This is a genomic window from Enterococcus pseudoavium NBRC 100491, assembly GCF_001544295.1.
Classification (GTDB): Bacteria; Bacillota; Bacilli; order Lactobacillales; family Enterococcaceae; genus Enterococcus_A; species Enterococcus_A pseudoavium.
Map to the genome: position 1 here is coordinate 1 of NZ_BCQF01000030.1, position 19143 is coordinate 19143.

The following is a 19143-nucleotide window of genomic DNA, read 5'->3' on the forward strand; positions in this document are numbered from 1 at the left end:
AAAGTACCGATATAAAAGACATACTGAATCGTCTCGATCCCTAAGATCGTTGTCACCGCGATCACTGCTGCTTCCACTTTATTAGCTCGCATCCCATACAAAACTCCTAACGGGATAAAGTAACCAATATTCAACAGCAACTCACAGATTTGTCGCCAATTGTTCAAATACAATTCAAAAGGGTTCAAATTAAACGAATGATATGATTGAGCTTTGGTAAAAAGCATAATGAACAATAATAATAGATAACAGCTATAAAAAAGATACAAATAGACCGGCCATAGCTTTCGCTGCTCCCACTGCCAGTAAATCAACCATAAACTCAAGAAAATAAATAACCACAAAGCTTCATCCGTATATTCAAACCGCTGCATCATTCCATCTAACCGCGGATAATTTTGCAAAGTTGGCAGGACCAAATAATAGACCATGCCAAAACTTATTACGAAAGAGATTGCTCCAGCAATAAATTTTTTCAGCAAATTGATCCCTCCTTTTCCTTATTCTTTTATTATATAAGAAAAATTTTTTCAATCCAAATTTCTATTAGATCTCAATAAAGATTAAGAAGATAACTTAATAAAAAAACACCAAACAGATGATCTGTTTGGTGAGTAATTCTTTAGCGATTTTTATTACAGATCTTGGACAATTTAGAAAATCTCCCAATTGTTCGAGACGGTATAATTATTTTTGCTTTCTTCACTTCTATCCGATTTTTTCTTTTCCACTTACACTAACTAAAATAGCCAGACCGATCAAAATGATGCCCAAAACGACAGAAATGAGTAGTCCTCCTGCTCCAGACGAAGGTAATTTATATTTTCTTATATTAGGCAAATGATAAATACCCTCTTTTTCATAAAAAGCCGGGGGTAATGGATCACCTCGTGCTTGGATCAGAATTCGCTGATCTGGGTCCGTATTCAACGGATCGATCGTTAAGATCCATTGTCCTGCAGGTAGTTGATAGCCCACGACTGTTTTAGTTTCCACTAATAGGTATTCGCCAGCGGTCAGGTCAAAACTCACCTTGCCTTTATTGGCTCCTGCTGCACTACTAATCGCCGTTTTAAAAGGCTTGGTCATATCCCAATAAGTATTCGCCGCGCTCGGATCGTCATTTACGCCAATTTCCAATTCCCCATCGTCTTTTCCCGCATAAAGTTCAAACTCCACTTCACCTAAAGGTTCAGCTTGTTCATTTTCCTTAATGAAAGAGAACTCCTGCCTGATTTCATTATTTAGTAAAACAGTCGAGCCAACTGGATTATCCTCCGCTCCTGGCTGCAGCGCTCCTGGGTTATCGTTTGACCCTTGAGCATATTCAACTTCATGATTGATGATACCTTCTGAAACTATATCGGTCCATAAAATCCAATAACCTGTGGGCACTACAAAACTTGGGTACGATTGGACTTCTTTTAAGGCGTAAGTATTCCTTGCTGTCAAATCATAGTCAAGCAGTTTCCCTTCATTATCCGTTTGAACAGTTCCTAATGGTTTCCAGAGAGTAGCATCATCTAGACTTCCATCCCGAGGTGTTCGGCCTGATCCCCAGTTATTCTCATTGATAAATTCATAAAATTCAAATTTAACTTGCTTCTTAGCATCAGATGGCATCATTTTTTTCTCTTGATCGGCTTTATAAACTTTCATATGCCCTTTGGTCGCTTTATTTCTTAAAGAAACTGCTACGCTGCCATCTGCCTGCCTATCATTTTCACACCCTGGATTAGCCGCCCCCATGTTATTACACCAAGAAAACGTCCCTTTAGGCGAACTGTTACTTTCTCCTGTTCCCGTCCAAATAAACCACCAGGATGTTTCTACACTGGGCGCTTCATAATTAGGATAGGTATTTGTCGCTTCCACGATCGCAAAAGTCTTGGCATCACCTATTACACCATTAGTTGTCAAATCGATTTTGGCTCGCAATCGGCCTTGCGAGTCTGTTTTGATCGGCTGTTCCAAAAGGTTACCCTGATTATCCGTTTCGACCAGCTTCCAATAGTCATTTGACTCGCCTTTAACAGGTTCCGCTCCTTGATCATTCGGCCCTTTTCCGTGGCCCCAGTCAAATTCATAAATATAAAAAGAAACTTCCTTATCTAACGGATTGCCTTGTGCATCATAGGAGGGCATCGGATTATCAGCCCCATCCAGCTTAGTGATGGTAAAGGGCACCGAATCGTCATCTGGTACATAATAAAAGCGCAAAACTAATTGCCCATTTTCTTTATAACTGAGATTAGGGTCCATAATCGCGGTAATCGTTCCGCTGGCTAGTTCAAGTGAGTCAATTTTTTTGTAGGAATAGCCTAACAGATTACTACGAGGCGTACCGGTAAACGTCGAACCGACAGGTTTGCGGATCTCACCTGTTTCATTTTCTACGAAATTCAGCTCGTAGTCTGCTTGATCGGTACTATCCGGTGACCGTCCATCTTTCAAAAAATAATGTTCGATCGCATATGGAGCGGAAGCTTGCGGAATGTTCTCGACTATGACTGGTGTATTCGTCGTTTCACCGTCCACCTCTAGTTCTTCAGAGACTATTCGATTTTCCGAAGCCTGCCAGTTACTTGATTCAGTCTGGTCATAACCTTCTGGATACACATTGTTTTCTCCCGCTTTTTCCACAAAACGATATTTTCCATTAGATAAACCAGAAACCTGGATCACGCCTTGAATCTTTTCACCATCAGCCGTTGTGAATTCAGCTGTTTCATGAGTCGATATTTTCGTCCAAGCCCTATCAGACCCTTGTTTCTGAAGCTCAAATTCCACCCCGTTCATCTCCGTGAGCGTCGTTCCATCATACTTCACTAAAGCAATCGTATCTGGGTTAATAACGATCCTCCCATAAGGACTCGTCATTGTACCTTCTCCGGTCAACTCACCTGGTTGCTCAAAGTTAGGATCTTGTTTCTGTTTAGCATTCTCATAATGCGCCAAAGCAGTATTGGACTTGGTTTCACTTAACGTCGTATCGATTGGATAATTGAGCGTCATTGAAATATTAAAAGCAGAAGTTTGACCATCGATCACATTCCCATCGCCATAAGCCAATGTATAATAATCTTCTAGTAACTCGCGATCAGACTCTGGATACAAGCCATGCTTGATCGTATTATTGGCTGCTTCCACCGCAAACTGCGTAATTTTGACTGATGTACGTTCTTCCGAATCATCCCCATTTTTTCGTATAATCGTCCGCTCCGGACTTGCGTATTTTTGATCCGTCAAATCGCTGTACTTTTTCTGGATACCATCTTCTTTATGGATGTCGCCAATATTGATACAGAGCGTTCGTTGTGCTGTTTTTCCACTACCGGCTGTAAAGATTCCGTATTGGTGAGGTTGGGCTTTCACTCGAGCTCGGAAATTTGCTAGTGTTTCACCGTTTTCTTGGACGAGCAGCCGGTATGAATTTTCTTGTTTGGGAAATTCGATTTCCTGATTTGAGCCTGCTGTACGGTAGACTGGACCATTACCATAATCTGCGAATAGATAGGATTCAAACGCTGCTACATCACGATTGATCAATCCGCCTGTTTGTGACTCACGATTCTCTTCGGACAATCCGATTGGGGCCTGTACCAACGCAGAAAGACTGAGACTGGAAACCACGACACCAGGATCTAAAGTATCTTCGATGTAGATGTCATCTAATTCCGTCAGGTTTTCACCCCAACGATATCCATGATAATCACCATCGAGATACAGTCCCTTTTCACTATTTGCCGCATAATCGATCACATCTCCCGATAATTCATTCAACGTCAGTCGACCGATCCCTACATCGAAAGTTATTGTATTGCTGCCAGCTTTAGAAGAATATTTGTAATCATCTCCTTCTGAGATATTTCCTTCGGCCTGTTCAAACTTGATCCGTTTCTTTACATTACCAAAGACAACTTCTTGGATACCGCCCTTTAATGTCATATTTTTTAACGACTTTTGAGGAACATCAAATTGGACACCATCAATCTTATTGGCATTTGCCTCTAATACCCCTTCATTGAAGACCACCTTGATGTAATATTTGCCAAGTGGCGACCCATCATCACGCCAATCGATCCACCATTCGCCAATCGTATACACCGTACCATTAATGGTAGCCTCCAACGGTGTTTTATTGGTTTCAGTCGTGCTGATTACCCAAAAACCCCATCCTTCTGTGTTCTCAGAGACGATGCCAACATTTTCAGGTATATCAATACAAAAAAATTCCCCTGGATTTACCATTTGTCCATCTTCTTTTTTTAAGGACCAGACAAAGCGAAAATTGTAATCCACCTGCACGGAGGCCGCAGTCGTAGCGGAAAGCGGATCACCGACCGAGTTCTCAAAGATCCACCAATCGCTGACCGTCACCTTATCGGAGAGATCATTTGGCTCTGGTGTGTTCGCTTGTGCCTCCAACTTTGCTGGCTTTGCGGTCTCTAAACTATTTTCACTAGTTTCCGCGGACTCTTTCTTCTGACTTTCCGATGTAGTCGACTCAGTCTCCACAGATGTACTTTCTATCAACTCTTTTGACTTATCAAGCGACTCTAGAGTTTGGACTTCTTTCTGCCCACTTATTACCTTCGTAGAGTCAGTAGTTTGCTGTTCAGCCACTACCACAGGTGAGATAATTTGAAGGATCAACAAAACGATCGAAATAACTGCCACTAGTTTTACAGACTTGAACCCCTTCATTATTTATCTCCTCCTTTCCAATCTGCATCCTGAAGGTCCGCATCAAGTGTCTCTCATCAATTTCTTCTTCGATAAATCGTTACCCCAATAATCACGAGTAACATTATCCCGGACGTAATCACTGCCGCAAGAATCAGTAGTTTTTGTTCTTTAGTCAAACCCGTCTTTTCAATTTTTTTCTGTTCTTTCGCATCATATTTTGTCCTGACACCGCGAACCAGCAACCGATGACTGTTGACACCATAGGGCGTACAAGTCAGAAGAGTCACATAGTCCTTACCTGTCACCGTTTTTAACGGTTCTGTATGTTCTGGCTCGATCACTTGAATTTGATCGATCTTATAGGCTAGCGTTTTATCTAAAACTCTGATATAAAACTTATCGCCTTTCTTTAGTTCTACTAAATCAGTAAAAATCTTAGCGTTAGCCAATCCGGTATGACCAGTAATGACTGCATGACGACCTTTACCACCAATCGGCAGTGTTGAACCCTCTAAGTGCCCGACAGCTTTTTTCAAGACAGCCTCACTGGTTCCATGATAGATTGGCAACTTAACATTGATTTTAGGGATTTCCACACTGGCCATCACACCGTTGACATTTAATACCTGGTAATAATTTTTAGGCATTACGATTCCCGAGCCTGGGACAAAGGGGTCATGCACGGGTGAGCCCGTCAGATTTTCATTGTATTCTTCTGCTTCCTGCCATAATTTCTTCAATCGTTCTGCGTCCATCGCTTGAACCTTTTTATCGTAAGCATCTGTTGTATAGGAACTATTTCTATCCGAAAAATATTTACTGATGGAGGGATATCCTAAAGTCAATAATCCTGCAATCAATAGCAGGATACTCAAGATTTTTTTTGCCATATCTCTTCCTCCCGACTTCATTTCAGAGGAAAACAACTTCCTGTAAAAAGCAAGCTGCTTTGCTATGGAATGAAATGTATGCTGCATCATCTCTAAAAAAGAGCGTGGGGAAGAAACCTTCCCCACTACAATTTCTTATGAACGACGTTTCTTCGGTAAGAACATCAAGATTGCTAGACCGATCAAAATGATCCCAATGATCGTCAAGAGAATCATTCCCAAACTACCGGTATTCGGTAATTTAAATCCTTGGGAGTTGACAATTTCTTTTGTTACGATATGAGCCGTATTTTCTTCATCAAAATCAACTTCTACCGGACCATCTAATAAGTTGTAGCCTTCCTTCGTTTTTGTTTCCACTACATAGTATTTCAATGCAACTTTATCATCATCTACTCCCGTATGGGTCTGCAGACCTTGGAACTTACTCGCGTAGAAAGTTCCATCTATTACACCAAGATCATCAGTTGATGCATGTGGGCGAATGACCCAGTTTAACGCACCAGCATATCCAGCCTCACCTGGATAAACCAAATCTGTGATTTTGACATTTTCGTCTTCGTCTACTTCGACTTTGATATAATTGCCGTCTTGAGCGTCCTCTTCATCTTTAGCAATTTGGAATTCAGCACCTAACAGGGCGTCACCATCCTGGTCCACTTTATCGATATCGATATCACCAGTATTGGTCTCTGTTTCAGGTGTGGTGGTCTTTTTAGTCTCATCACCAGGAGTATTTTTCCACTCGATCTCCCCTTTGTTCTTAACCGTATAATTAGGCTTAGATAGAACATTTTCATTGACCGTTGCGTTAAACTCGATACCGACATGCGTGTATTTACCATCGCCTGCCATAGCATCAGCTAAGACCTTTCGACCCGCTTCTGTAAAAACAACTGATAGTTTAGAGGCATTGTAACTAATTGTATAATTAGCAACGCTTTCTGTTGTAGCAAGTACAGAAAGTTTGTCCCATCCGCCAGATCCATCGGCTTTATAAACATAAACCCCCGCACTGTCGGCCGAATAAGTCAATGCTTCATCCAGCGTATCGTTGATATTGAATACGGTGTAGTTGGGCTCCCCAATATCAGTCGGGATCGCTACTTTGATTCCAAAATCTAGTTCATCGCCGATATTGACTGAGTTTGCTCCACCATTATTAACGGTCTTCTCTGGTGTCATTCCTTGGTTTTTCGGATATACATGGACATCTTTGAACCAGCCGGTACCATCAGGAGTGGTCATTGGAACAGAAACAATGAATGGTTTAGCAGGCGTTGCGATATTTACATCTTTCCCGTCTACTTCAGGGTCAGAATTCGCTAGATCCTCTTCTACATAGTAAAAACCTTCTAAATTTTCAAATTTATATATACCTGAGGCATTAGTTGTCCCAGTCTGTTTCTCGCCCATTGTATAGGTGTAGGTATCGTTATTCGTCTCGTCTTTAACTGTAATCGTCAGCACTGTTCGATTTTCATTGACGGAATAGACCGCACCATCTTTTTCTGATGGTGGCGTGTCCGGCGTATCCTCATCGGTTGGAGTCAATAGATAAATATTGAACTTTACTCCCTTCACAGGCGGATTTGTTACAGCATCATCTCCCGTTAGCTCTTTACCGTTACCCTCAGCTCCAACTTGACTATTATCTTCTGCCCAGTGTTTGTGGATCGTCAAACTCCCACTACCTTCTATATCAGGTCTAATAGCGTCATTGGCTTTAACAAGCTGTGCACCTCCAGTAATAATGGTACAAGCAATAAACAATAATGCCACAATCGAACTCAATTTCTTTTTCATCTTTCTCCCTCTTTTCTATATTTTTTTGCATTAAAAAATTCAGAATCAGCAAATACTTATAAAACTTTTTCTAACACAACAATTCAAAAAAACTATTAAGTTAGTACACAACGTCCCCCGAACTGATTGATACAATTTTTTCGGCTCATGGTAATTCCGTAATCCGGTTTTCACTGGTAGCTAGCATCTCATTATATATTAATAATTAATAACAAGAAGGTAGGCAAGATAACAACCAAAATAAGCTATATACCACTTAGATTCATAGTTTCCTTAATAATTATTTTACTATTAAATTAATTATAATTCAATTATAAATATGATCTATCCTATAAATCATATACTTAAAAATATGTAGTTTTTTCAAAAAAAATTTCTATCATTGCGGTATCTTATATAAAATAATCTTTGTTGTTACATAGAGGCCTGATAATTGTAGAAACTATAAAATATAACTAACTGAATATAGTTACGGTATAACTTCTTTAGCTGTTCATTGGATCATGTACCCAAACTGGTCGCCGTAAAATCATTTATTGAATTAGAAAAAACTAGGTTGCAGTTTGTGGATAAAACATCCATAAGCTGCAACCTAGTTTTTATTACTCTTATAAAGAATGAAATAAAAACAGTTTTCCTTTCAATTAATCTCCTCAAATCTATTTTTCAAATAAAAAAGCTTTCTTTTTTCTCTTTGTAAGTAATTATCAGTCAAATCATCAATTAATTCGATTTCAAGAATTATAGTATGGTCTTTTTTTATTTTTTTCAAACGTATGGTTACTTTAGTTTTAATTTATTACACAAAAACGTTTTGATCTTAGAAAAAATCAAATCCCATAGTATTTAAGTGGGCTCGTTCAATCCTTGCAAATACTTACTATTTTAACAGTCGGTTTCCTACCTTAGAAGAAATTGTTCTACCGCACAGACTGCAAAAAACTAAAAGACGAAGCTTTTTAGCTGATTTTTTTGCTACAATAACGAACTTCCTATATTTAAGTAGCTCATTCCATACTAACAAGTTACTTTTATTATCCAAAGGAATTGTTACCCATAGACTAATTAATGAGCTAAATATTCTTGTATAGTAATATTCTTCAAGGTAAGGCTTTTTCTTGTATAAATCTTCAGCAATATCTTCTATAATTTCAAGTAAAATAAGTTTACTTTCATTAAAATTCGTATTCATGATACTGCTCATTCTTTTTACATACATATAATCACAGGTATTTATATGTGCAATTTTTTTACTTTCCATAAACAGCTTATATGTAATAGGGAAATCCTCAAAAGCTTTTACATCAGGAAAACGAATATCGTCAAACAAACTCATAAGATATAATTTTCCCCAAGCAGTGGTTTCAAATCCTTTTTGTAGAAATAAATTTTTTAACCCCTCATCCTGATTGTACGTTATTATTTCTACCTCATCATTTGTACTCGAGCTCTCTACATTGTTTAACTCATCATCCACAACTACATAATTGGATATTGATATTTCTGCACCCGTTTTAACGATTGCTTGAAATAAATTTTCTACATAGCTTTCAGTAACATAGTCATCACCATCTAAGAAAGTAACAAACTTTCCACTAGCTTGATTCAGACCAACATTTCTAGCGATCGCTAATCCTTTGTTTTCTTGCTCAATTAGTATAATTCTACTATCTTTATCTTTAAACTTTCTGCAAATATAATTACTCTTATCAGTGGAACCATCATCAATAATAATAATTTCCAATTGTGAATAAGTTTGATCTACTATAGTATGTAAACATTTTTCAAGATAATTTTCAACGTTGTATACCGGAATAATAATACTAATCAAATTGTCCATATCAGTGCCTCTCTTAATCTATAATAAATTACCCACCATGATTATTTCTATACTCTTACAAATACATTCTGAGACTCTTAATAGTTAAATTAGTGTAATTCCATACAATTATGAATACAAAATCACTTGTCACAGTTGGAAGATTTTCTCAGAAAAATAAAGCAAACTACAAATTCATATTTCGGTATATTAGTATTCATTAAAATATAATAAGTAACAAGTAAAAAAAATTATAGATTATCAATATATTAGCTATCGTTATAAAATATAATCTAGCTAAATTTTCTTTTTATTAACATAATAGTTTTTTTTATCATACTAGCTATTACTTTAAACCGAGTATCGTGTTTAAATACAAGTATATAAGTTGAAAGTGTAACAAGAGTTGTTACATTAAAATTAACCAATAAAGTCATGTAGGGACTAAATGATAAACAACTTAACCCACTATAAATAACTGCACCTACAATTAAAGTAAATAAAGCTCCTTGTAAGTATTCAACAAAATATGACCACCCTATTTTCCTAAATAATCCATCATGAAAAACAAGCCATGGTTCAAACCAAATATTTAATAAAAGATTAACAGCAATCGTCCCAAGTAATACACCTGAAATCCCCATTTTAAATGGTATCAGAAGTATAAAACATATTATTAAATTTATAACAGCTTCAAAAATTGCCTTTATACCTGCTTTGGTAAATAGTCCATGAGAATTAATAAAAGAAAGAGGGGTCTTTCTATTTTGTGATATATAGAAATTTAAAACAATAAGAAAAACAATATTCATCGAGAATGTATATTGTTCTCCAAGCCATACCATCACAAATGGGTTAAATAGCGTTATAAAATAAATTGAACAAAAAAATGAAATGCTCCACGATAAGAACAAATGTTGCCTATATATCTGATATTCTTTTTCATTGTTATCTTCAACGGCCAAGTTTCCCAAACTCGCAATAACCGCATCCATTGCTTGATTGATTATATTAAGTATACCTTGTACAACCATCATATAACTCGAATAGATTCCGGTGAAAAAAATACCCACAAATGCAGATATCAATAAATTATTCGTATTTAATACAACAATTGTACCTATTTGTGATCCTATTAACCCTAGTGTTGACGACTTAATCAAGTCTAAATCATTTTTGGACAATTTTTCTGACGTCTTGTTTTTTAAGATAGGATATACATTATTTGCTAAAATCGAAATATGAAAATTAGATACAAGAGTAAATACAATTTGTACAACTAAATATAATATAAAATTGTGTGTCAGTAATAAAATCACTATTTGAATAATCGATTGCATCAGTTTAAACAAAAAAGTATTTAGCGTGCTCAAATAGCCTTTTTGATCCGCAATCAATAACGTCCTTTTGTAACTAAAAAAATAACTGACAACAGAATTTAATAGAAATAGCATAAAATAAATTCTCAAGTATTGAACATCTTCGGCTCCCTTAATCAATATATGAATAAACGGAGTAAATAATGTCCCCAATACAAGTATGACTAATCCAATTATATTATAAGCCTTTTTAAAAAAATTCATTAATAGTTGAATATGTTTTAAATCATTAGTTGCTAATGGCTGGTATAGTGAAAAGACAATGGCATTACCTATCCCTAATTCAGCAAAAGAAAGTATTGCAAGGACATTAGTAAATAGACCATTTATACCTAGATAAGTCGCTCCTAATGTATGGATAAAAACTGTTTGCATAGCAAATTGAAATAATGTAATGATTATTTGAGTAATCAAAGCAACACTTGAATTTACAATAGATTTTGTAGTTCTTGAATTTTCCATGCTTTTCCCTTATCTATATTCTTCATATGATATGATAAATAATATCAAAAAAATCTTTATTATTATCTTTTTTTATTCTCTTAAAAAGTGAAAATAGGTCCATAAAAAAACTAAAATTACCGTTATTTATTTCGCTACACTACTATCTTTAGAACAAAAAAGAAGAGTTATAAAAACTTATGTATCAATTCTATTTTTTTATAGAATAATATTAAATAGAAAAAAATATTTCTATTTAAATTTGCAGTATTATACTTATGAAGACATTATATGAATATGGACTACAATTATCTAAAATTTCAATACGCACCTTCTGCCTTTAGTATCACTTTAATCGTTCTAACAATCAGAGATAAATCATATTTCGTACTTCTTCTCTGAATATACTCAATATCCAAATTGACCATATCATCAAAATGAACATTATTTCGTCCACTGACTTGCCACAACCCCGAACATCCAGGCTTCACAAATAATCGTTGCATATCATACTCTGTATATTTCTCAACTTCCAATTGTAATGGTGGGCGTGGCCCTATCAGGCTCATGTCCCCTTTAATAACATTGAATAATTGAGGAAGTTCATCTAAACTAGTTCGGCGAATAAATTTTCCAAACTCAGTAATTCTAGGATCTTCTTTAATTTTAAACATAGCACCTTCAATTTCATTTTTATCAAGAAGACTTTTTAATTGTTCTTCTGCATTTGTACACATAGAACGGAACTTATACATCGTGAATACTTTTCCATTTCGTCCAACACGTTTTTGTTTAAATACTACTGGAGAGTTTGGATCATCTTTATGTATTCTATATGCGATCCATACGATAACTGGAAAAATGAAAATAATTCCTAAACATCCAATAATAATATCTATCATTCGTTTAACAAAGCTATATATTCTTTGACGTTCTATTTTTTTTCTATCTAACCAGGTTGTTCCTATATTTTTTTGCTTGTCATATATTTTTCCCTCAAAATTAGTTATATCCACACAGTTTTTCCCCTTTTTCATAGTTTCCCTCCTATACACAAAATAACAATAATTTATTCTTGCACTGTATATATCATTTTAATAGGAACTTCAATAAAAAAACTATATAAATAGGATTATTCCTCTCAAACAAAACATTTATATTGTATTTTTATTATTTTATTTGTATATAACTTTAGAACAGACGTGATCCCTCTATATGATAACTTAATTATACTTAATATCTTAAAAAAAAACAATAAAATAAAGTTTTACTCTATTATAATTCTTGTTTTTTTATAATAAAAAAGGTAGGGACTGTTATATGATGAAGTGATGATATTTTTGTGGATTCATGGTTATATATAATTTAGAAAACATTTAAAAAAACATATTAAACTAATTAGACATTTTCCTGGATTGAAAAAAGTAAATTATAATTCTTGCTTAAAGTAACTAAAACGTAACCCAATCTATTTATAATTCAGTAAGTCCTTGATAATAGGGGACTACTTCATCCTCAGTAAAACCTTGTTTATATCGAGAAGTAATGGTGTACCAAGATTAGAAGTTCTACCGCTACCGTCATTAACATATGAAACTCCTAACTTATGATAATAGTTCAACAGCTCATGCTCTGGTAAATAGCCACCATAATAATCTTTATAATCAATATCCATGGCACCTAGAAATAGGAATACACAAGCAGGGGGAGTGCTAATGTTGAAGCAATAACTTTATTATTCAATCGTGCCTGGAAAAGGTTATATTTGGAATCCAATTCTCGGAATAACATCTGAAAAAAATCTTTATTAAAATAATAAATTTTTTCTGCATTATTACGATTCATTGTCTCATTATAAATTGAAATAAATTGGGAAGCTCTTTTATTCCGTGACGAATGACTGCTACGTCGCGTTCTTTTGCTAATCGTATTGCCTTTTGAACATTTTTTCTTCGATAATTCCTGAAAAGCTTTTCTTCATTGTCAGTTTTTATTAGAACAACAGGTCGTTTCATAAAAATTTCAGTACCATAAGAAAGCGATAAATTATTTTTCAATAAAGGATGAAATCTTTCTTCATTTGAAAATCAGTATTGACATTACACACGAAGTGGGATGGTGGTCGAATTCAAAACTGGGCTATAGTGCTTAATCATTTAATGATCCCCGAATCCTTCTAATCCAGAATTGAAAAGTATGATATTTATCTTCCATAATAACAGTAGGTTTATTTAGCTTCTACAGTTTAGTTGACAAACCCGTTGAAAATTCAATGTTCGTTAACTTCTTTTCTTGCATCAACCACATTTGAAAACCACTATTTATGATTACATTAGAAATACCTACAAAAATCATCAACATATTATCAAACCAAAGTCGCTTGGAACTAAAATGCATGCTAAGATGGCTTAAATAACAAATAAAAGCCATTTCTGTCCTCCGAGATCTAAGTTGGCCCCCAAAAATTCCGTTCCTATTTTTTATCTAGATTTTCATCATCTAAACTAGAATTTTCTCTATATTCTTTCAAATAAATTTCCTACCACTCTGTATATTAACCAAACATAATTTTCTAAGTGCTGTACATGATAAACACTCTAAAAAGTACTACTAGTTATTTATGTTATGCCCTTATCTCCATTTTTTGTTTCCATGACCTTCTAAACTGACTAATTTTTGCTAAATAACTATAAAATAAAGGGCTTGCTTTATAGATATTATACTGAATACGTTGTTTGATAGATAAGACAGGTTCCTGGTAATATTCTTTGTTTTCATTCAGTAATTTATTTGCTTCATTGATAGAGTATTGGCTGATTGATAAATTAGCACTCAATATCTTTCCTTGTAAGATATCATGAAATAGATAGCCACTTTCATAATCGAAAATTACCTGTCCTCGGATACTGCGTTTTAAGAAATCGATTTTACAAGGTACCTTCTCTTTTTTCAACGTTGTTGTCCAACTTCCGGGTACCCCTCGTCGATAGTAAGACATTACCTTATCACAATAATATAAATCTCCCTTCATTAGAGCCATATACATCATTATTTCATCAGGATTCAATATACCAACCATTTTACTTCTGCGTTGCACCATTGGATCTAATACCGATTTTTTAATAAAATAGCTACTAGTTTGAAAAGGATATAATCCATGAAAAGCAACAACTTCACGTGATTTCAAGATTTTATCTTCATGATTTACTATATTCTTTGCTGGATAGCTCCTTTTTAAGATGGTTCCATCTTCTTTTACACTACCTACCTTATGTACACATATTGAGCAATTAGAATTTTTTTCTAATAGATCATATTGTATTTGTAATTTATTGGGATCACTCCAAAAATCATCCCCCTCACAATAAGCAAAGTATTTCCCAATACATCTAGGATAAATAATATCTAAATCAAACAGAGGATTTTTAGATAACTGATTCTCTTCTTGTAAAATAGGTACAAATAATTCTGGATATTTTCCAATATATTCCCTAATAATCTCTTGGCTTTTATCAGTAGATGCATCATCGTGAACAACTATTTCAAAAGAAAAGTTCGTCTTTTGATTTACGACACCATTCAACGCTTTTCTTAAATAATTCTCGTGATTATAAACGAACATGATAACGGATACAGCAATGCTTTTCTTATTTTCCATTTCTCTCCGCCTTGCTTCAAGTTATTTTTGATTTTTTTTAATGATACGGCAGATACGTTCGACGTTGACTTCTGATAAACTAGCATACAAAGGCAATGCCATCACTCTTTTAGACATATACAGAGCAATAGGCGTCTCTGCAGTATCAAATTTATCTTTATAGCAATCATAAGAGCTCGTTATTGGGTAGAAGTATTTTCTTGGATAAATATTCTGCTCCTGTAAAAGCCCAATCAGTCTGTTACGCGTGATACCATATTTTTTCTCATCGATTATGATTGGAAAATAGGAATAATTAGATGTAACAAATGATTGTTCGCTATTTAAAGTTACCCCAGGTATTCCTGACAGTAACTGTCTATACTGCATTACTATCTCTTTTCTCTTCGCTATTTCAGCATCTTGATACTTGAGATTACAAATACCCATAGCTGCTTGAAATTCATTCATTTTAGCATTAGATCCAACACCATCAACTATTTCTTCGCCTTGAATACCAAAATTTTTAAGTCGATATAACTTCTCCCCCATATCAATGTCCTTATAACAAATTGCTCCTCCTTCAATTGTATTAAAAACTTTTGTTGCATGAAAACTAAACATTGATGCATCTCCGAAATTGGCAATACTCTTTTCTTTGTAGCGAGTACCAAAAACATGAGCTGCATCATAAATAACTTTTAAACCATAATCGTCAGCAATTTTCTGAATAGCTTCAACATCACACACATTCCCATAAACATGAACAGGAAGTATCGCACTTGTTTTATCAGTAATCAAGTTTTCGATTTTCTTAGGATCTAGCGTAAAATCATCAGATTTGATATCACAAAATACCGGAGTAAGATTATTTCTTACAATAGCATGCGTTGTAGACGCAAAAGTATACGGTGTTGTTATAACTTCTCCAGTCAAATTCATTGCCTGGATTAATAATTCTAACGCCATATGTCCATTTACAAACAATGAGATATTCTTTGTGTCAAAAATTTTCTCCATTTTTTTTTCTAGTGTTTGAACTTTAACTCCTTGATTTGTTAGCCAATGGGAAGACCAAATATCTTCAATTTCTGCTATAAACTCATCAATTGGTGGCATAGATGCCTTTGTGACATATATATTTTCCATATAAGAACATCCCTTTTTAAGTATTGTAGGTGATCTCTTTTTCAGAAATTGACCTGCTTTTTTGAGTTCTCAACTTAGCAAGTGACTCTGAAAATAACATTATCAATATCGGATCTATTGCTCGAGTAAAAAAACCACTAACAATAAAAGTAGTGAACAAGTAACATAAACCTAATGAAATTACCAATGGTTTATCTATAAAATATTTATTCCGTGTTTTGATTGCGATTACAATAATATAACAGAAGAATGATACGTATAAGGCTACTCCTACAATACCAGCTTTTATAAGCAGTGTTGCATACCCATTGTGCAGTATTATTATCCCTCCGTTTCCTACTGGTACTCCGACTAAATTTGAATACAGTACCGGAATCAACTGGCCAAATCCAAATCCAAATAATTTTTCGTAGATAGTACCACTTACAAAAAGATTTTTTGCAACGCTTGTCTCATATCCTCTCCAATTGTGTACAATATTCCGATAAATATTCCAGTTTGTATCTGAAGATACCTCTTTAAAGCTGTTTACTATTTTATTGAAAAAGGTACTTTTCATTTCATCAGGTATTAACTGAACGACTATGATACATAGCGAAATAAAAATAAATCCATAAAACAGACTTTTTACCTTTACGCTTTGTTTCGTTCGTTTGCATAAATAGAACACTACTAAATAAATAGCTAATAAAAGATACATAGTTCTTGAAAGAGACAAAAAAATACGAACTGAAAGAATCAATAAAAATATATTATTGAACTTTGATGAGAATAATTTTTCTCCTTGATAGGTCATATACGATAGCAATATAACAAATGCTAGCGGAGCAGTGAACTCCACTCCAATGTAAACATCTCTTAAATTGTCAAAATTCAAATTTTGTCGATTGAGAAATAAAATTACTAATCTAAAATGAGTATAAATAGCTTCGAAAAAAATTGAAAAAAGAAACGTTTTTAATAAGTCTAGATTACTATTGGTTAAAAACAATTGAAATCCAATAAAAAACCATATTGCTGGAGCTAAAAAATATAAATAATCACTGATGTAATTCATATTAAACGATTGATTTAAAAAGCCTGATACACATCCCAAAAATATAATACTAAAAAGAATAAGTGTATACGGCTCCCTGTAAATTTGGTAATTATTTTTAACCACTAATACTAGTCCGCACACAATACCTCCAATTACCAAATAAACGAAATTATTAGGAACAAAAGAAAAAACAAAAAAGAATAAACCGTATATTATTTCTTTATTTAATTTCAAATTTATTATCACAATTTTCTCTCCCCGATCTCAATAATTCGATCAGCAACTGCCATCCATGAATATTTTTTTAAATATTTTTTTTTTTGTTTATCAACATAAGAAAATATTTTTTCATTCGATAATAATTCAACTATTTTTATAGCAAGTTCTTCAATATCCTCCGGATCATCTACTAATAATCCATTCTTACCCTCTTTAATAAAATAAGGCATTTCAAATTTATTCAACCCAATACATGGGAGCCCCTGAGCTAAAGCTTCAATAAATACTAGCCCATATGCCTCAAACCTAGAAGGCATACAAAAAACATCACAAATCTCAAAATATTTACTGAGATGCTCATTAGGTAAATCACCTAAAAAGGTTACACCGCTACTCAAAAATTTATCTTCTATTTTAGTAGGTCCAGCGATATATAATTCCAAATCCTGTAAACCATTATTTTTTAATAAATTAAAAGCGGCAACTACCCTATCCCCACCTTTACGATAAAAATCGCGACCTACGAATAAAATCTTATTCCTTTGTTTTTCAACTCTCTCTCTGGCACCTTCTGTACAAGTTATAAAATTCATGCCCCCACCAATATGCACTATTTTTTCTTTGGGAAATTTTTCATGCTGGATTAAAAACTGCTTTAGACTTTTTGACATCGTCAATATTCTATCTGCTTTTGAATAGCGCTCCAATTGTATCTCATTTCTTCTTTTCATCGAATCTTCTGATACATTTTTAAACCCACTATACATATACGCCTGTGGATCATCTTTTTTGCAGTTTAATAAGTAGCTAATCGATAAATCTTGATAAATAAGTGAATTCTCAATCGTTGCCAGATCCCCTATTTGCAATATCTGCTCATTATGAAAAACTTGATTCATTAACTTATACTGGATCATCGAATTAACACTGTCCAGATAAGAACTATTAAAATTTAGATTAGCGATAAACTCGTTACTATTTAAAAAATTTTTCCATATCCAAACAGTTTGCTCTAATCTATTCGCTTTGGATATATTGATATCCTTGATATTTTCTTTTTTAGATAAAGCCTGACGAAGAGACCAGGTCGTTCCAGACCAAGTTTTCTTTTTTTGTTTATCATGTTCTGCTATAATAATCATCTTTTTCCACCAAATATCTAATTTTTACTGTTCATCTCTTTCGCACTTATTACATTTCCACCATAGAATAGCCTGAAGTAAAGGTTATATATAAAGATAACTGGATCTATTATCGATCTCATAATTAATAAGAAAATTTTTCTCTCAACCAACAGTGATTTATAAAAATATTGTCTTTCCAAGACATTACTACTTTTTGAAGGATAGTTTTCATCTCTATTTAGAATACTAATCAGCTCATTAAATGATTGTTTCATATTTTTTACATTAAAAGAAAGATTCTCCCCAGAATCATGATGAATATATACTACATCATAATTAACAGAAAATTTTCTTTCGTTATTAAACATCAACAGCCATAGTAAATAATCGTCTGCCCCATTTTTTTTCATAATATTATCTTTCCATTCCTGAGGAATAGCCGATTTTCTAATCAAGCAGTGCCCAGGTGATACAATTAGATCCCTAACATATAAATAAGGTATCTCTGAAGCTGCTTTTTTCTGATATCTTTTTTTAGGATATATTAATCGTTTTGATTCCTGCTTTTTATCTTTATACACAAAGTTCCCATTACCAATTACAACATCGGCCATTCCGATTTCATTGTAATTTGAGATCAATGCTTGTGGTGTCAACTCGTCATCTTGATCAATAAATAGAATGAATATTCCTTTGGCTTTTTTTAAACCGTTGATCCTTGAATATTGAATCCCTCGATTACGTTCATTAGTTATAATACAAACAGAATTCTTATATTGTTCTGGCACTAATACTTCAATTTCAGGACTATCATTTACTATGATTATTTCAGTCGTAATTCCTAATTGGTTAGCTCTAGCGGAACTAGTTACCAATGATTTTAATAGTCTAGGCAAATAGTCATTTCCTTTGTAAAATGGCACAACAACTGAGATATCCAATAGTCTTTCT

Annotated in this window: 12 protein-coding genes; all 12 read right to left on the reverse strand. The window is 34.0% G+C overall.

Annotated elements, in window-relative coordinates; all coding sequences use genetic code 11:
* Positions 1-482: VanZ family protein (locus tag EP1_RS11555; RefSeq protein WP_245630611.1), on the reverse strand; the 482-nt coding region annotated here is incomplete at its 3' end.
* A 226-nt stretch (positions 483-708) separates the two neighbouring features.
* Positions 709-4707, reverse strand: coding sequence for a SpaA isopeptide-forming pilin-related protein (locus EP1_RS11560; protein ID WP_067627548.1), 3999 nt, complete (start codon positions 4705-4707; stop codon positions 709-711).
* 56 nt (positions 4708-4763) lie between these two features.
* Complete coding sequence (locus EP1_RS11565) at positions 4764-5579, reverse strand: class C sortase (protein WP_067627550.1); 816 nt, start codon at positions 5577-5579, stop codon at positions 4764-4766.
* 135 nt (positions 5580-5714) lie between these two features.
* The gene (locus EP1_RS11570; protein ID WP_067627553.1) at positions 5715-7385 is read right to left on the reverse strand and encodes a SpaH/EbpB family LPXTG-anchored major pilin; all 1671 of its coding nucleotides are present in this window, start codon (positions 7383-7385) and stop codon (positions 5715-5717) included.
* 880 nt (positions 7386-8265) lie between these two features.
* Entirely contained in the window at positions 8266-9225 is a 960-nt protein-coding gene (locus tag EP1_RS11575; protein WP_067627556.1) for a glycosyltransferase family 2 protein, read from the reverse strand.
* 272 nt (positions 9226-9497) lie between these two features.
* Entirely contained in the window at positions 9498-11045 is a 1548-nt protein-coding gene (locus EP1_RS11580; protein ID WP_067627557.1) for a lipopolysaccharide biosynthesis protein, read from the reverse strand.
* Positions 11046-11344: 299 nt separating this feature from the next.
* On the reverse strand, positions 11345-12061 hold the full coding sequence (locus EP1_RS11585; RefSeq protein WP_067627558.1) for a sugar transferase: 717 nt from the start codon (positions 12059-12061) through the stop codon (positions 11345-11347).
* Between the two features lie 1586 nt (positions 12062-13647).
* A complete protein-coding gene (locus EP1_RS11595; protein WP_067627560.1) occupies positions 13648-14682 on the reverse strand; it encodes a glycosyltransferase family 2 protein in 1035 nt (344 codons plus the stop codon).
* Positions 14683-14703: 21 nt separating this feature from the next.
* Positions 14704-15810 carry a DegT/DnrJ/EryC1/StrS family aminotransferase gene (locus EP1_RS11600; protein WP_067627563.1) on the reverse strand — a complete coding sequence of 369 codons (1107 nt, stop codon included), beginning with the start codon at positions 15808-15810 and terminating at the stop codon, positions 14704-14706.
* Positions 15811-15826: 16 nt separating this feature from the next.
* A complete protein-coding gene (locus EP1_RS11605) occupies positions 15827-17095 on the reverse strand; it encodes an O-antigen ligase family protein (RefSeq protein ID WP_067627565.1) in 1269 nt (422 codons plus the stop codon).
* Positions 17092-18210 carry a glycosyltransferase family 4 protein gene (locus tag EP1_RS11610; protein WP_067627567.1) on the reverse strand — a complete coding sequence of 373 codons (1119 nt, stop codon included), beginning with the start codon at positions 18208-18210 and terminating at the stop codon, positions 17092-17094. Before EP1_RS11610 ends, EP1_RS11605 begins: the two co-directional genes overlap by 4 nt.
* 17 nt (positions 18211-18227) lie before the next feature.
* The gene (locus tag EP1_RS11615) at positions 18228-19133 is read right to left on the reverse strand and encodes a glycosyltransferase family 2 protein (protein WP_067627568.1); all 906 of its coding nucleotides are present in this window, start codon (positions 19131-19133) and stop codon (positions 18228-18230) included.
* Between the last annotated feature and the right edge of the window lie 10 nt (positions 19134-19143).

Bases quoted from the DNA above. Each gene is read 5' to 3' on its own strand.
- EP1_RS11560 (WP_067627548.1), bottom strand. From the start codon at position 4,707: ATGAAGGGGTTCAAGTCTGTAAAACTAGTGGCAGTTATTTCGATCGTT.
- EP1_RS11565 (WP_067627550.1), bottom strand. From the start codon at position 5,579: ATGGCAAAAAAAATCTTGAGTATCCTGCTATTGATTGCAGGATTATTG.
- EP1_RS11570 (WP_067627553.1), bottom strand. From the start codon at position 7,385: ATGAAAAAGAAATTGAGTTCGATTGTGGCATTATTGTTTATTGCTTGT.
- EP1_RS11575 (WP_067627556.1), bottom strand. From the start codon at position 9,225: ATGGACAATTTGATTAGTATTATTATTCCGGTATACAACGTTGAAAAT.
- EP1_RS11580 (WP_067627557.1), bottom strand. From the start codon at position 11,045: ATGGAAAATTCAAGAACTACAAAATCTATTGTAAATTCAAGTGTTGCT.
- EP1_RS11585 (WP_067627558.1), bottom strand. From the start codon at position 12,061: ATGAAAAAGGGGAAAAACTGTGTGGATATAACTAATTTTGAGGGAAAA.
- EP1_RS11595 (WP_067627560.1), bottom strand. From the start codon at position 14,682: ATGGAAAATAAGAAAAGCATTGCTGTATCCGTTATCATGTTCGTTTAT.
- EP1_RS11600 (WP_067627563.1), bottom strand. From the start codon at position 15,810: ATGGAAAATATATATGTCACAAAGGCATCTATGCCACCAATTGATGAG.
- EP1_RS11610 (WP_067627567.1), bottom strand. From the start codon at position 18,210: ATGATTATTATAGCAGAACATGATAAACAAAAAAAGAAAACTTGGTCT.